This is a genomic window from Sinobacterium caligoides (genome assembly GCF_003752585.1).
GTDB lineage: Bacteria > Pseudomonadota > Gammaproteobacteria > Pseudomonadales > Sinobacteriaceae > Sinobacterium > Sinobacterium caligoides.
Genome location: NZ_RKHR01000003.1, coordinates 978,827 through 994,526, shown reverse-complemented (window position 1 = coordinate 994,526; position 15,700 = coordinate 978,827). Strand labels below are relative to the sequence as shown.

The 15,700-nt window shown below is 49.6% G+C and carries 16 protein-coding genes; 7 read left to right on the top strand and 9 right to left on the bottom strand.

The annotated features are described in order from the left end of the window. Positions 1–15: 15 nt before the first annotated feature. From EDC56_RS04515 to EDC56_RS04485, 7 genes are all read right to left on the bottom strand, one after another. Positions 16–1,068: an endonuclease/exonuclease/phosphatase family protein gene (locus EDC56_RS04515; RefSeq protein WP_123711296.1), complete on the bottom strand. Its 1,053-nt coding sequence runs from the start codon at positions 1,066–1,068 to the stop codon at positions 16–18. Then, on the bottom strand, positions 1,065–2,252 hold the full coding sequence (locus EDC56_RS04510) for an endonuclease/exonuclease/phosphatase family protein (RefSeq protein WP_123711295.1): 1,188 nt from the start codon (positions 2,250–2,252) through the stop codon (positions 1,065–1,067). Before EDC56_RS04510 ends, EDC56_RS04515 begins: the two co-directional genes overlap by 4 nt. A 485-nt stretch (positions 2,253–2,737) precedes the next feature. Beyond that, the gene (sodX, locus tag EDC56_RS04505; RefSeq protein WP_162844076.1) at positions 2,738–3,055 is read right to left on the bottom strand and encodes a nickel-type superoxide dismutase maturation protease; all 318 of its coding nucleotides are present in this window, start codon (positions 3,053–3,055) and stop codon (positions 2,738–2,740) included. Then, the gene (gene sodN / locus EDC56_RS04500; RefSeq protein WP_123711293.1) at positions 3,052–3,552 is read right to left on the bottom strand and encodes a superoxide dismutase, Ni; all 501 of its coding nucleotides are present in this window, start codon (positions 3,550–3,552) and stop codon (positions 3,052–3,054) included. Before sodN ends, sodX begins: the two co-directional genes overlap by 4 nt. 3 nt (positions 3,553–3,555) lie before the next feature. Continuing rightward, positions 3,556–3,774, bottom strand: a complete 219-nt coding sequence (locus EDC56_RS04495) for a hypothetical protein (RefSeq protein ID WP_123711292.1) — start codon at positions 3,772–3,774, stop codon at positions 3,556–3,558. Then, entirely contained in the window at positions 3,771–4,220 is a 450-nt protein-coding gene (locus tag EDC56_RS04490) for a hypothetical protein (protein ID WP_148059306.1), read from the bottom strand. The genes EDC56_RS04495 and EDC56_RS04490 overlap by 4 nt, the downstream gene beginning before the upstream one ends. Before the next feature lie 145 nt (positions 4,221–4,365). Continuing rightward, the gene (locus EDC56_RS04485) at positions 4,366–5,250 is read right to left on the bottom strand and encodes a LysR substrate-binding domain-containing protein (RefSeq protein ID WP_123711290.1); all 885 of its coding nucleotides are present in this window, start codon (positions 5,248–5,250) and stop codon (positions 4,366–4,368) included. 106 nt (positions 5,251–5,356) lie between these two features. On the opposite strand from EDC56_RS04485, the gene EDC56_RS04480 reads away from it, so the two are divergent. From EDC56_RS04480 to EDC56_RS04450, 7 genes are all read left to right on the top strand, one after another. Further along, positions 5,357–5,755, top strand: a complete 399-nt coding sequence (locus EDC56_RS04480; protein WP_123711289.1) for a CidA/LrgA family protein — start codon at positions 5,357–5,359, stop codon at positions 5,753–5,755. Beyond that, positions 5,755–6,447, top strand: coding sequence for an LrgB family protein (locus EDC56_RS04475; protein WP_123711288.1), 693 nt, complete (start codon positions 5,755–5,757; stop codon positions 6,445–6,447). Before EDC56_RS04480 ends, EDC56_RS04475 begins: the two co-directional genes overlap by 1 nt. 242 nt (positions 6,448–6,689) lie before the next feature. Continuing rightward, positions 6,690–7,229, top strand: coding sequence for an MAPEG family protein (locus EDC56_RS04470; RefSeq protein ID WP_211333556.1), 540 nt, complete (start codon positions 6,690–6,692; stop codon positions 7,227–7,229). Between the two features lie 490 nt (positions 7,230–7,719). Then, positions 7,720–9,048 carry an amino acid permease gene (locus tag EDC56_RS04465; RefSeq protein WP_123711287.1) on the top strand — a complete coding sequence of 443 codons (1,329 nt, stop codon included), beginning with the start codon at positions 7,720–7,722 and terminating at the stop codon, positions 9,046–9,048. 80 nt (positions 9,049–9,128) lie between these two features. Then, positions 9,129–10,277, top strand: a complete 1,149-nt coding sequence (locus EDC56_RS04460) for a histidine decarboxylase (protein WP_162844075.1) — start codon at positions 9,129–9,131, stop codon at positions 10,275–10,277. A 521-nt stretch (positions 10,278–10,798) separates the two neighbouring features. Then, on the top strand, positions 10,799–12,127 hold the full coding sequence (locus tag EDC56_RS04455) for an amino acid permease (protein WP_148059305.1): 1,329 nt from the start codon (positions 10,799–10,801) through the stop codon (positions 12,125–12,127). Positions 12,128–12,207: 80 nt separating this feature from the next. Next, positions 12,208–13,359 (top strand): histidine decarboxylase, encoded by a 1,152-nt coding sequence (locus tag EDC56_RS04450; protein ID WP_211333555.1) that lies wholly within the window; start codon positions 12,208–12,210, stop codon positions 13,357–13,359. An 87-nt stretch (positions 13,360–13,446) separates the two neighbouring features. On the opposite strand, the gene EDC56_RS04445 is transcribed toward EDC56_RS04450, so the two are convergent. Further along, positions 13,447–14,586 (bottom strand): cysteine desulfurase family protein, encoded by a 1,140-nt coding sequence (locus EDC56_RS04445; protein WP_123711284.1) that lies wholly within the window; start codon positions 14,584–14,586, stop codon positions 13,447–13,449. Between the two features lie 97 nt (positions 14,587–14,683). Continuing rightward, on the bottom strand, positions 14,684–15,700 hold the full coding sequence (locus tag EDC56_RS04440) for a helix-turn-helix domain-containing protein (protein WP_123711773.1): 1,017 nt from the start codon (positions 15,698–15,700) through the stop codon (positions 14,684–14,686).

The following is a 15,700-nucleotide window of genomic DNA, read 5'->3' as shown; positions in this document are numbered from 1 at the left end:
ACAGGTAGCCCCGTGTTATTGATAGAGCTTAAAGCGAGTGTAGACGGCGGCGTGGTCAGAAGTCGCATCTTTGGCGCCGGCGCCGATAGCGGCCATGTTCGTCGAGTCTATCGCCTGTAACTTATCGCCTTTGTAGTAGATGTAGTCGATCCGGTTTGGTGCGGTATCGTTGCCGCGTGGTGACCAGGTCTTGCCACTGTGGGCGACCACGTTTGGGTTCACCTCGCGGAAAGAGTCACGGAAGCCGGCATCGGCGAACACCCTCGAGACGGTATAGGGAATGACGATGCCGTAGTGTGCGGCTTTATCGCGCTCTGACCAATCGAGGTGCGAGCTGGCATTGTGATCACCGGCGAGGACTACTGGGGTGTCGTCGGCATCGGCGATTATGTCGGCAATCCAGTCGTTGACGATCTCCTTGGCCTGGTCGGTGCGGATCTGGTCAAACTGGATGATGGCGTCGATCTGCTGCTGTTGGCTGGTCTCTTCCACTATTGTTTCAGTGTCCTGATCGCCTCGAGCGGTGGCGTAGAGTTGGTCGAGACGAGACTCGTTGCTTTCGCCTGAATCAAACCAGGTGTCGACTACCCAGACTCCCTGACCATGAACATCGAGTTTGACCGCACCAAAGTTCCAATCGTTAACGAAAGGGTAGTCGATGGGGTAATCGATTAAGCGTTCGTCAATAATCGGAAAGACGGACATGACGGCGAGGTTGTCTCCTGCTTTGCCGACGACACAGTGCTGCTGATCTGTCGCATCCCCGTTTTTGTCGCGACAGCTGAGGGTGCGATAATAGACCTCATCAGGGGTGATGCCGTGGGCCTTGGCAAAGGCAGCGCGAATCGCTTCGCCTTTACCGTAAGTCTCTATCGATAGGAATACATCGGGGGCGACGGTTGCCACGTCGTGGGCGACTCGGTCAGTGTGTGCCTGGGTGGCGATTGGGTCGTCAGGGCCGACCCAGCTGTTCCACTCTAGTACGCTGAAACTATCAGCTTGTGCGGCTAACGTGGTCAGGGTGAGCACCGTCACTGCGACGGTCGATATCATCGAGGAGAATTTCATGTGCCGTTAGCCTCTGTGTTCGGTTGGATGAGCAGGTTAAAGTTGGTCAGCATGGCGCCGTGGTCCGACGTCTGATCGCTAAAGCCGGCAGAGGGGCTATCGACCATGGCTGAGGCGATAGGCTCGAGCTTATTGCCCTGATAGTAGATGAAATCGATACGCTCGGGGGCGGCAATATTTTTCCACATCGGCGACCAAGATGAGCCCGGATAGATAATTGGGTTGGGGTGAATCCTACGATAGGAATCGATAAAACCGGCATCGGTGAAGACCTTAGAAACAGGGAAATCGACGCTTAGCCCATAATGCTGATCAGCCCACTGTTCGGTGAAGTCGAGGTGCGACATGGCGTTGTGGTCACCGGCGACAATGACGGGAATATTGTCGGCGTTGTTGATCAGGTCGCTGATTGTGGTGACGATTTTCTGCGCCTGTCGGGCTCTAACATGGCGATCAAGGTCGGCTATATCTTCAGCACTCATCAGCGCTTCATCGTCATCGGCTTGTTGTTGGCCGTAGAGCTTGTTGCGGTTATGTTCATAGAGCTGGCTAAAGGGCGCACCACTATCTTCGCGCCATTCGAACCAGCTAGCGACAACCCAAACCGGTTGCTTGTTGCCGGTCTTTGGGTCGTCGACATTGACTAACACCGCACCAAAATACCAGTTGTTCCATTTCACGTCGCTGCCTTCACCATCGGCCTCTTCGTCGGCAGTCACCTCTTTGTAATCCAGTATTTCATACTTTGAAAAGATGGTGAGGTTATCCGTGGTGGGGCGGATGATGTCGGCAGCACAGTGGCCCTGGGTTGTGGTCTTACCGTTCTCATCGAGGCAGGTAACAGTGTGGTAATGAATATCATCGGCGCTCATATGATGCGCTTTTGCCATTGCCTCTTGGATAGCGTGACGCTTGCCATAGGTTTCAACCGCCACAAAAATATCGGGGGCAAAATCGGTGACGTCGTGGGCGACGCGTTGAAAGTGTTCTTGGTCGAGCTTGGCCTGTTCTTCTGGGTGTTGCTTCCAGTCGTCTAACTTGTCGCCAACATAGGTATTCCACTCGAGCACCGTTAATGGCACTTCGGTGGTAATATCGGAATTACTCGAGTCTGAGCCTTTATCGCAGCCAGCTAGGGAGGCTAACGATAGCGCTAAAGCGAAATAAATAAGAGGTTTTTGCATAACTCACCACAATCCTAGTCAGGAAATTTTGAGCGGCTAGCGTAGTGGCGAGGCATAACAAAAATGTTGCCTTTAGGTTAACGTTATATGACGAAAGGAATAATGTTTGGTTGGATCAATATTTCGCTATAGGACAGATTATTGATTTTTCGTTCTAACAAATACCGTTATTTTTTTAAAGCTGTCGTTATCGTTTACAGTTTGAATAATACACTTTTTGTTGTTTTTTCATTAAGTGTTTTAAAAGGTATAAACAGCAATATTGGTGTAATAATTGCGTAATAGCTTAACTGTCTTTTGCCTTGACACAGACTTGATGGAAGTCAAATAAAACAATAATGGATAATGAACGAAGGGAGGGGCGCGATGATTCTAATGTGGTGGTTGATTTTTATGCTGGTGCCGGTTGTATTGCTACGTTTGCAGCCGTGACTGCTGTTGTGATAATTGCCGTTGTCGTTATGCAATGGAGTGCAAACGTTATTCTAGTGATGAGTTACAGAGGTTTTTTGGCCTGCAATGTGAAAAATAACTTTACCGATCACTTGTTCGGGGGTAATCGAGCCGAGGGTGGGTTGAGGGGTACTCGCTAGACGGTTGTCGCCGGCAATAAGTAATGTTGAGCCGTCGGTAATACCCGTTAGCCGCTTGATAATGGTGCCAAAGCGCGGGTGCTGAACGACGACGACGTCGCCGATGTCCAAGGCAATTCTTCGTCGCTTTAAGGCGAGAACATAGTCTCCCGAACGGAACGTCGGCAGCATGCTCTCACCGGTGACCTTGTAGAGTTTTATTTTGCTCATTGTAGTGTCGGGTAGACCACGTTTTCTTCGGGCAGGTAGGGGCATTTGGCGGTGTAGGTTGGGGTAGCCTTGGTGGCCCAGAAGGTCTCTGCAAATTCATTGATTAAATTGAGCAGTGCTTCACCCTGTGCCCGATCACTGTTTTGCTTGCAGGCCGACCCTGCCAGCATGATGCGGTGAACGAGGTCGTGAGTCCCGGGGAATTGATCAAACTGTGGTTGCTTGAAGTAGTCTCCCCATATCACTCGAACCTCGTGTTTGGCCTTCTCTGCGTGTGTTTCTTTCTCGGCAATGAGGCGATTGAGCTGCGCTTGAGCATCGACTGAGAGGGGGGCTTTACTCGTCAGCTCAGCAATTAAATCCATAAAGCGAATAACGCTCAAGGTGGCAAGCTGTGCACTGATAGGGTCATATATTTTACAGGGAATATCACAGTGGGCTGCGGCATTATCGACACCGATCACTCTGTCATATAAGTTGATTAGGCGGTGCAACATAATTTACTTCTCCTGTGTTTCTATTGTCTTTGATGTTTTATTGCGGCGGCGTCGAAAGCTCCAAATGGCGGTCAATGCCACTGCGCCGATAGCAACAAAAAGTAAGCTGTGTATAGCGGGGCTGGACCAGTGGCTATGATCGTGCCCAGCGTGGGCATTGGCCTCGGTCGAGAGCAGTACTAGAGTGGGGAGAATGGCGTTCGATAGGCTGAGTCGAGTCATTGTAAATAATCCTTGTTATGTTGGCTGACGGTGGTGAAGTTATGTTTTGACATCTCGTAAACCAACGCACTCGCCTCCGGCGACTCAATGTTCAGCTTCTTGACAGTATAGGCAAGCTCTGTCGCCACGCGTCGGCAAGCGCAGTTGGTGATCGCCTGCCGGGTACTGTTAATATTTTTAATGGCGGCGATTTTTTTCAATTGTTGAGCAAGGTAGCGGTAAGCGTCAAGGCCCTGTTGATTTTTTTCCTGACGAAAATAAAGCTCGGCGAGGTTCTGATAGCTCACAATGAAGGCGACAGTGGCGGCTTCTGTATCAAACCAATCGGGTAATAAGCGCTCCGAGCGTTGGCAGGCCGCCTTGTAATGATACATGGCATCGGCATCGCGTCCCTCTGCAAATGCTTTGTTGCCTTCTAGTACGGTGCTTTTCCATAGCTCCATCATTATTCCTCCCAGTATGAAGCCTGATAATAACGATAATCATTCTCATTTGTCTAGTGGGGGTGTAAAAGTTTTTGCCGTCTAGGCTCATTCGTGCAAAAAGAACGTGGAGCTTTGCTTAGCGAGCACAGCTGGGTAAGGTAAAACGCTACTGATACTGTGCCGTGATCATGTCGAGCATTGCTTGAGCCGCTGGCGAGAGCATGTGTCCACGCTTCCAGAACAGGGAGAGTCGCCAACTGAGGTCGCAGTCAGCTAGCGTCTTGATGACGACGCCGGGGCGTTGTTGGGTGGTGGCGATAAAGCGCGGCAGCACCATCACGCCGGTGCCTGCGGCGACGAGGGCGATACCCAGGTCGACATGACTGACTCGGGTGACTTGGCAGGGGGGGAACCCGGCTTGCAGGCAGGCTGTCTCGATGAGGTCGTGTAGGGCGTACTCCTTCTCAAAGAGAATCTGTGGTGTATTTACCAGCTGTGCCATGCTTACCTGCTGGCAGCCACTGAGGGGGTGCTGTTCGGCAACGACTAAGACCATCTCATCATCATAAATCAGTACTGATTGATATTTGTTGTCCACGCCGATGATGCCGGTGGCGAGTTCGATCTCGCCTTTATCTAGGGCGGCGGCCTGCTCAATGCCGCCACGTATCATTAGCTGCATGTCGATAGCGGGGTATTGGCGCCGATAGTCGGCGATGATGGGGGCAAATAATTCGGCAACACCGAGGGGGGCAATGCCAAGTGCGAGTTCGCCGGTGGCTAACTGCTGTAAGTTGGTCAGCTCTTTTAGCATCGCACGTTTACCCTGCAGCAGCTCTTTACCGTGCCGGTAGACGATTTCGCCGGCCTGAGTAAGGCGAAGTGCTGTGCCGCGCTTACCGCGCTCGAGCAGCTGTGCATCGAGCTCTGCCTCTAGTTGGCGAACCGACTTGGATAGCGCGGACTGGGTGATGAAGGTGTTGGCCGATGCCTTGGCAAAGCCTTCGGCATCGACGACGGCAAGAAAGTAGCTGATCGTCCGGAGATCCATATTTAAGTCCAGATTGGAATGCTATTGAAGAATATAATTCATTATATTCACTTAGTGAGGCCGGGTACACTCTGTCGCAGTTGAGTCTTAAGATGGGAGAAAGGCGATGTGGGCTGGACGCGTAGGGAAGTTAACTCAGTTGGCAGTACAGGTGTTGGTGTTGAGCCTCTTTGCGGCAGGCGTGAGCTGGTTAGTCGCTGTGCTGGCTATTCCGTTACCGGCCAGTGTTTGCGGTCTATTTTTACTGTTGTTGTTATTGGCGCTGCGGGTGATTCCTGAACATTGGTTGCAGCTTGGCGCGGCGTGGCTGACCGGTGAGTTATTGTTGTTCTTTATCCCCCCGGTGGTCTCGGTGATTAAGTATCCCGAAATTGTGCAGCACTACGGCGTGAGTATTATCGGCGCCATTGTTTCCAGCTGCCTCGTGGTGATGCTGGGAACTGCCTGGATTGTCGACGCTGTGTTTGTTCTAGAGAGCCGGCGGGTCAACGTGGAGGTGGAATAGTGAACGCTTCTTTATTGGCTATCATCAGTCTATTCATTACCCTGGGTTGTTACGTCCTGAGCAAGCTGTTGCACAAAAGAACCAATAAGCTGGTGTTCGCGCCTATCGTATTCGCCCCGGTGGTGATCACCGCTATCGTGGTCTTGGCGAGAATCCCGTTACCGATCTACTTCACCTATAACCATTGGCTTATGGCGATGCTGGGCCCTGCAACGATTGCCTTCGCGCTACCAATCTATCGTCATCGCCAATTAATCGGGCAATATCCGCTGACATTGCTCTGCGGTGTGATCTGCGGCTTGACTCTAGGGGCGGTATCTTCCTGGCTCGTGGTGCATATATTCACCCTGCCGAGTGATGTCGCCCACAGCATGGCGGTGCATTCCGTGTCGACCCCGTTTGCGCTCGATGCGACAGCAGCGTTTGGTGGCGTTGCTGATATTAGTGCTATCTTAGTGCTGTTAACGGGGATCGTCGGCATGATGATCGGCGAACCGTTGTTTAAGTGGGCGAAGATTCGCTCGAGTCATGCTAAGGGCTCAGCTCTGGCAGCGGCTTCACATGGTGCCGGTGCCGCCAAGGCGACTCAGCTGGGGCAGAAGGAAGGGGTGATCGCTAGTCTGACGATGATTTTTACAGGCATCGGTATGGTGGTGCTCTCGCCATGGTTGGCGTTGCTGATGGCGATCTAGCTCCGTTGTTTTTTTCGTCTGATTTGGCTGGCGCGCTGGCGTCGCTTCTGACTACAATATCACACACAAATAGCGGCATTTAGGCTATTAACAACGTTGAGCAGCGGCCGCAATCTATCGCCTCGTTGCCTCGTTGCCTCGTTGCCTCGTTGCCTCGTTGCCTCGTTGCCTCGTTGCCTCGTTGCCTCGTTGCCTCGTTGCCTCGTTGCCTCGTTGTGTCGTCCGTAGTTAAAGGAGTGGTCATGAGCTTGACAGAAAAGCAGAGCGGCGTACTGCGAGGGATCGTGCTAGGTGGCACGCTGTCGTTGATGTTAGTTCTATTGGGTGCATTTTTTAACCCATTGGCTATCGATGTAACGCTGAACGACTTCGGGCGTCTTAAACTCGCCATTGTTGCAGCGTTACTGCCGGCGTTGTTATTGGCGATATCGGTGGGGCGCCTTGCGAAGCAGCGTTTTTTTCAGCCACTGGATATCGACGGTGGCGGCCTATCACCAGGGACGGAGCAGGCGAGGGTGTTGCAGTCTTTATTACAGAATACCTTAGAACAGTTCTGCCTTGCATTTGCGGCTTATCTGGCTTGGTCGGTGGTGATGCCGGCACGCTGTATGTCGGTTGTGGTGTTGGCTGCAATCGCCTTCTCAGTAGGGCGTTTGCTGTTCTTTCTAGGCTATCGAAAAGGTGCGCCTGCGCGTGCTCTCGGCTTTGCTCTGACCTTTTACCCATCTTTGTTGATGTTGCTTTCAGCCGCTTTATATTTATTCTATATTTGTTTTTTATAAAGTCTGCCCCGATATAATGCTTTAGCAGTTAATATTTCGATAGCGTTAGATGCAGCTATAATAGTTGCGTGGGTGTTATTGATCTCAGGCATTATTCTCTTGTTGTTTATTTTTCTCTTTGTGTTGTTTGTGATGAAGGCTGTTGTAAGTTCTATTACTGTTTGTTAAGTGGTTAAAAAAATAATGAATAATGTTGAATATTTATTTTACTTCGTTTAGAAAATCATTGTTTCCCTGAGAGAACCATGCATTTTTGTGCTTCTGTTAGCTGTTGTTTTTGTTGTGTTAGTTTTTTCTGTGTAGGTGTTTTTAGCTAGTCGATTTTGAATATCCGTATAAATACCAGTATGTCGTTGTGTTGTTGATACCGTTACTATCCGTGCCACGACAAAGCGATGGTTGTTTGTTCATTCTGTATAGGGTGTATGGATCGTTCCGAGAAGTTTGTCTCTAACCTTAAATCGCAGGTATACACTGGAGAACGTGTTATATGAATGCAAAAAAGATAGGCCTCGTGGCCTTAACGCTAGTGGCGGTATCCAACATGTTGGGTTCCGGCATCTTCCTAGTTCCAACTATTCTGGCCAAGATTGGTAGTATTAGTATTTGGAGCTGGATCTTTACAGGTGTTGGCACCATGTGTCTGGCTTTTGTTTTTACCAGACTCACCATTCTAAAACCTGACTCGTCAGGTATTATTGGCCAGAGTGGTCGATGCTACGGCCCCTATGTTGAGTTCATGCTCAGCATCTCCTACTGGGTCACCTGCTGGGTCGGTAACATCGCACTAATCATTACCGGTGTGGGTTATCTCGCTTACTTCTTCCCTGTTTTGAATGACCCCGTCTATCGTGCTATCGCTGCCTCTATTATGTTGTGGTTCTTCACATTGCTAGCGTTGGTTGGTGCCGACTTTACCAGTAAGCTGCAATCTGTCACCACAGTTCTCCTTATCGGTATCGTTATTGCACTTGGTGTGATGGGTGTTTATAAGTATGAGCCTGGTACTTTCAGCGCGACTTATAACATGTCTGGTGAGAGCTCAATGCATGCGATTGCACTCGGTATTGCTGCTTGTTTCTGGAGCTTCCTAGGTCTCGAGGGCGCAAGTGTTACTGGTGACCTTGTTGAAAACCCAGAGCGCACTATCCCTATCGCGACTATTGCCGGTTTCGTTATTGCTTGGGTACTTTGTATTATTGCTACCTACGGTATCTATGCTGCACTACCATACGATCAACTCGTTTCTTCTTCTGCACCTTTTGCTGATGCGGCACGTTATGTCATGGGTCCATCTGCGGGTGACTTCGTTGCTGGTGCTTCTATCGTCATCATCTTCTTCAGCTTGAACGGCTGGTTAGTACTACAGTCACAGCCTGCAAAGGTTGCTGCTGATAAAGGCTTGCTACCTCCTATCATGGGTAAGGTAAACAAGAACCAGGTACCTGCGATCAACTTGATCATCACTGCTGTACTGATGACTGCGATCATCTTCGCAACAATCAGCCCAACGGCGGCGAAGCAGTTCGAAGTACTGATCCTATTGGCTGTATTCACCAGTATTGTGCCTTACATCTTTGCTGTCTCGTCGCTGATCGTCTTCCGCCTACAAGATGGTATCAAGCTGCTCGATATGAAGCTGGATATCTTCTCAGCACTCGTTGCATTGATCTTCTGTGTCTATGTCATGACTACGATCGAAGTGGAAGGTCTTGCCTACGGTCTTGAGTTTGTCGTACTGACTATTCCTCTATACACCTATGTGTTGTGGAGAAAGAACAAAGATAAGGGTGGAAAACTTGAGCAGCAAGCAGGCTAATCGCCTAGCTCAAAACCACCCAATATAGTTACTTATTTTTATTCGAAACCCTTTATATTTTTATGCATGGAGTAAATATTATGCTTAATTATGCTGACAAAAACAGACTCGAAATATTCAAAGCACTATGTGAAACCAACAAATACTTCAACGTTGGTTACCCAGAAGATTTCGATTTTGATTACTCAGAGCTTAAAGACTTTCTCGATTACAGCCTAAACAACTGTGGTGATCACGAAGCCTACTGTAACTACATCCTCAACACCTTCCAGTTTGAAAAAGAAGCTGTTGATTGGTTCATCCGTTTGTTTAAGGGTGACCCTAAGGACATCTACGGTTATGTGACCCACGGTGGTTCAGAGGGCAACATGTGGGGTCTTTGGATCGCTCGTGAGAAGTACCCTGACGGTTTGGTCTACATGTCAAAAGACAGCCACTACAGCGCGGCGAAGAATATTCGCATGCTAGGTATGACTTCTGTGATTGTTGACATCGATGACCGTGGCGTCATGGTTTATGATGATCTAGCGGCTAAGCTAGACACCAGCAAGCCAGCGATTATCTTCGCGACCATTGGTTCGACTGCCCGTGGTGCTGTTGATAACGTAACCGATATCCTTAACGTGCTGAAAACAAGTGGTGTTAAAGATCACTACATCCACGGTGACCAAGCGCTATCGGGTGCTATTCTTCCCTTCGTCGAAGATCCACAGCCATACTCATTTGAAGATGGTTTCGACAGCTTGACTGTTTGTATCACTAAAGGTTTTGGTAGCCCAATGCCTGCAGCGATTGCACTGGCTAAGCGTGAGAACCTTGAAAACATTGCCTGTGAAGTTGACTACATCAAGTCTAATGACTTGACTGTTGCTGGTAGCCGTAACGGCTTCACACCGCTGGTTGCTTGGTACATCACCAAGGCGATGAGCATGGAAGCCATGAAAGAGCGTGTGCAGTACAAGCTCGACCTTGCTCAGTATGTGGTTGACGAGCTGAAGAAGAACGGTGTTGACGCTTGGCGCTCTAAGAACAGCATCACTGTTGTTGCACCGCGTCCAAGTGAAGCGTTCATCCACAAGCACAAGTTGGCGCCATTCGATAACAGCATTCACATCATTACCACAGCGCACAACTCGATTGCGAGCTTGGATCGCTTGGTCTATGAATTGTTGCTCGACTACGACATCACTTCTAACTCTCAGCATCGTCTATCGGGCTCAGGCCAGTAAGCGACTGCTGCAGCGGTTAGCCTGCCTAAGGCTACCGCTATAGAGTGATAGGATTAAACCCCGCTGGTTCTACCAGCGGGGTTTTTTTATATTTAATCATTATTGAAAAAGTAAGTGTTTTACTCTTTGTTGTTCAGCAGCTATAAAAGGCTGTGAATGATGCCAATGAGTTTGTCTATATGCATAGTTTTCAATGATGTCACCAAGCGAAATTATTTGTCTATACTAAATGGCAAGGCTTGGTTTTTGTGTGTGTCTATTTTTTATCACGTTGTTTATCAAAGGATTGATCGCTATATCTAGCCTAGTTTACTGCACTTATATCTAGCCTCTATGGTTAGCCGAATAGCCGTGAGTGGCTAAAAAGAGGCAGAAATCGTGAGTCATGTTGCGAGACAGCTTGCGCAGAGTTAAGTCATTGATGACACGCGGGCTCAACAAAGAATTGACTGATCGTATCAAGAGCGATGGTCGGTTATTGATAGCGCGTTGTTGAACGGGCAGATGTGGAGATCTTGGCTATGAATGCAAAAAAGATAGGCCTTGTGGCCTTAACACTCGTGGCGGTATCCAATATGTTGGGTTCCGGCATATTCCTTGTGCCGACAATCCTGGCAAAGATCGGCAGTATTAGCATCTGGAGTTGGGTGTTAACGGGCATCGGTACCATGTGTTTGGCTTTTGTCTTTACTAGGCTGACAATTCTAAAGCCTGACTCTTCAGGTATTATTGGTCAGAGTGGGCGATGTTATGGCCCCTATGTTGAGTTTATGCTCAGTATTTCTTATTGGATTACCTGCTGGGTGGGTAATATTGCTTTGATTATTGCCGGTGTGGGCTATCTCGCTTACTTCTTTCCCGAGCTTAATGACCCCGTCTGGCGTGCCTTTGCCGCGGCGGTGATGTTGTGGTTTTTCACCTTGTTAGCGCTGGTGGGCGCCGACTTTACCAGTAAGCTGCAGTCGGTCACGACCGTGCTATTAATCGGTATTGTGTTTTTACTGGGTATCTTAGGAGTGATGAGATATGAGCCCGGTGTCTTTGCCGCCACCTACAACATGTCGGGTGAAACTTCTGCTCACGCCATTGCGCTTGGTATTGCCGCGTGCTTCTGGAGCTTCCTCGGCTTAGAGGGGGCCAGTGTCACTAGTGACCTTGTCGACAACCCAAATCGGACGATACCGATTGCGACGATAGCGGGCTTTGTCATTGCCTGGGTGCTGTGTATTATCGCGACCTACGGTATTTATGCGGTACTGCCCTATGATCAGCTGGTTGCTTCCTCGGCACCGTTTGCTGATGCCGTGCGCTTTGTGATGGGTACTGCCGCCGGCAACTTTGTCGCTATTTCTTCAATTATCATTATCTTCTTTAGCTTGAATGGTTGGTTGGTCTTACAGTCGCAGCCGGCGAAAGTGGCGGCTGATAAAGGCTTATTGCCAGCGATAATGGGTAAGGTGAATAAGAACCAGGTACCGGCGGTTAACTTAACGATTACGGCGATATTGATGACTATTATCATCTTCGCGACGATTAGTCCTACCGCAGCTAAGCAGTTCGAAATACTGATTCTGTTAGCGGTGTTTACTAGTATCGTGCCTTACATCTTCGCCATATCATCGCTGATCGTCTTTCAGTTGAGGGACAAACGTAAGCTCGCTGAAATAAAGGCGGATATAGCTTCCGCTATCATTGCACTGGTGTTTTGTATCTATGTGATGACGACGATCGAAGTGGAAGGTCTCGCTTACGGTCTCGAGTTTGTTGTGCTGACAATTCCTCTCTATACCTATGTGTTATGGAGAAAAAATCGTGATGATGAAGCGTTGCCTACTGAATCGGCGGATTAACTTTACTAGGAGATTAATCCACCTTTCACAGATTTTATGGTTTTAATTAGATACTGAATGCGATGCACGGAGTAAACATTATGCTGAATTATGCGGACAAAAATAGGCTCGCTATTTTTAAAAATCTCTGTGAGACCAATAAGTATTTCAATGTCGGTTACCCGGAGGACTTTGACTTTGATTACTCTGAGTTAAAGGACTTCTTGGATTACAGCTTGAATAATTGTGGTGACCACGAGGCTTATTGTAACTACGTATTAAACACCTTCCAATTCGAAAAAGAGGCGGTTGACTGGTTCATCCGTGCGTTTAAAGGTGAGCCAAAAGATATTTATGGTTATGTGACTCACGGTGGTACCGAGGGAAATTTATGGGGGATGTGGATTGCGCGTGAGAAATACCCAGAAGGTATTGTGTATTTATCGAAGGATAGCCACTACAGTGCGGCGAAGAATATTCGCATGTTGGGAATGGATTCGAAGGCGATCGATATCGATCAATACGGAGTCATGGTTTACAGTGACTTGGCCAAAAAAGTAGATACCTCTAAACCAGCTATTATCTTCGCGACGATAGGGTCTACCGCTAGGGGGGCGGTGGATGATGTGTCCGAGGTGATTAGCACGCTGAAAAAGGCCGGTGTTAAAGAGTATTATATTCACGGTGATCAGGCACTGTCGGGCGCTATCTTACCCTTTGTCGATGACCCACAACCGTATTCTTTCGAGGATGGCTTTGATAGCTTAACCGTCTGCCTCACTAAGGGGTTTGGTAGCCCAATGCCGGCGGCAGTCGCGTTGGCAAAACGTAAAAACCTAGAAAATATTTCCTGTGAGATTGATTACATTAAGTCTCATGACCTGACTGTAGCAGGTAGCCGAAATGGTTTTACGCCATTAATTGCCTGGTACATTATCAAGGCGATGAGTATGGAGTGCATGAGAGAGCGGGTGAAGTATAAGTTGGACCTTGCCCAATACGTGGTCGATGAGCTGAACAAGAATGGCGTTAAGGCTTGGCGCAGCAAGAACAGTATCACCGTGGTGGCACCACGGCCGAGTGAGGCCTTTATTCATAAACATAAATTAGCGCCGTTCGATGACAGTATTCACATCATCACGACGGCACATAATACGATGTCGAGCTTGGACTTGTTAATTTATGAGCTGCTGGTTGACTATGATATTACACTAAACTCAGAGCTCCGCCGTTCGGTGGTTAGCAAAGAATAGTGCGTAGCTAGCCTCGCGCTTTCATTGACGCGAGGCTTGTACCCTTTCTTAATATTTTTATTTTATTTTATTTTATTTTATTTTATTTTATTTTATTGCCGAGAGGAGTATCTGCACGGCACGATCAACGTCCTGTTGCGTGCTTGTACTGCCGAGACTAAAGCGTACGGCTCCCAATGCGGCCTCGGGCCCTTTACCGAGTAAATGGACCGCCTTCGAGCTGTTCTTACTGGCGGTGAAGGCGAGCTGTGAGCCTATGGCCTGTAGTAGAGCCTGGCCATTATGGCCGATAAAAGAGACGTTCAAGGTGTTACAAAGACGCCGCTGTGTCTCGGTTGCTCCGTTTAACAGTAAACCCTCCCCCAGTGTTTGTTGTAACTGTGTATAAAGGCTGTCACGCAGCTGTGCGAGCTGTTGTCTTCGCAGTGACTGGTTGTTTTCTTGTAGCTGCTGGCAAGCGACCCCCATACCGACGGCTAAGATAACGTTCTCCGTGCCAGAGCGGCGTTGACGCTGCTGGCCGGCTCCGTGGATATAATGAGCGACCTCTGCATTGATCGCCTCGCGAATATACAGTGCGCCGACGCCTTTTGGACCGTAGAACTTATGTGCACTCAACGACAGTAGGTCGGCCTGCAATGTCTCGACATCGATATCGAGCTTGCCGGCAGAGCAGACGGCATCGACGTGGAATAACACCCCCTGCTGGCGGCACCACGCACCGATCTCGGCGATGGGTTGAATACTGCCAAGTTCATTGTTGGCGTGCATGAGACTAACCAGCAAGGTGTCTTCTCGGTAGAGCGATTGAATGTCTTCAAGGTTGAAGAAACCCTCGGCGTCGACCTCGACATAGCTTACCTCGAAACCATGAAGCTCCACCAAGTCCTGCAGCGGTTTGAGCGTGGCGGGGTGTTCGATCACCGAGCTGATAATATGACGTTTGTTGCTACCGCTTTGTAGCGCCTTAAAAGCACAGCCATAGAGGGCATGATTGTTCGATTCGGTGCCGCCGCTGGAAAAGACGATCTCGTCGGTAGCGGCGTTGATCAGTGACGCCACCTGCGATCTGGCGGTGTCGAGATACCGTTTGGCGCCTTGGCCTGCCCAGTGAGCCTGTGTGGGGTTACCGATGGCTGCAGGATCGTTGAGGTAGTCGAGCATGGCTTGTGTCGCTGCCTGGCATACCGGTGTTGAAGCGTTGTTATCGAAGTATATTGCGGTCATTTTAGCTCTTGTTAGTGACTGGCGACTCAATGTTGTCTGAGCGGCGATTTATTGTGGAGTCTTATTTAGACATTTTATCATAGCGGCGTTGCGTCGGTTAACTGTCGAGGTGAGCATATGTGTAGCGTGCGAGCGTCTCTGACGGCCGCTCGGCAAATAGCCGTCGGTAGTCTTTAGAGAACTGACTGAGGTGCCAAAAGCCCCAGTGTGCGGCGACATCGGCTACCGATGTCGCGTTATTTGGCCGACTAAGGTCGCGTCGTGCACCGTTAAGGCGGCTGTGGCGAATAAACTGTATTGGGCTCATACCGAGAATACTGCTGAAGCTATATTGCAGTGTGCGCTGACTGACGTTAGCGGCGGCACAGAGCTCGCTCATGGTGAGCTCGCCATTGCTCTGTTGTTGTACGAGTTCGCAGACGGTGTCGACCACGGCTCTGCGACGACGATAGCTTGGCGCAACAGTCGGCTGCTGCTGTCTGATTTGCAGTACTTCGAGTAACGCCATCATGGTGATATCACTCTGCTGACGGAGCAGGGCAGGAGCGTGTTGGGGTTGGGAGGAGAGTAAACGCTGGAGCAAATAGCGTAGTGCGTCGAGGGTGCGGGTGGGAATAACGCGTTGAGAGCGGCGACACAGCAGCTGCCAATCGATCTCGACAGCGTGTTGTTGGGCGTATTGGAGTAGGCGTTGACGGCTGACGACAATGCCATAAATAGTGAAGGCGGCAGGGGTTATCAGTTCGAACTCACAGTCACCAGGGCGGCAGAGGATGCTGTTCGTCTCGGTTACTAAGCCATCGATGCGGCTGCCATGGGCAGCTTCGGCAGGTATGCCCAGCCAGATTGAGTCGGGCCAGACCTGGCAGCGTTGACGTAGGGATTGGCTGGTGTGCTCTCTGAACAGTTGAATGTTGTCGAGGGGGCGTTCAACGATGTCGCCATAAAAATGGCCACAGCTGAGTTGGTCGTAGCGCTGTTGCCAGTTGCTGAGGTTGGCGGCGTGTCGGTCGGCATCGAAGGCCTCGCGGCGATGCAGTGAAGTGGAGTTGGCGGTTGTCTCTGCCGTTGCCGTGCTCACTGTTGGTGCGTCGAGGCTGTTGGGCGTGATCAT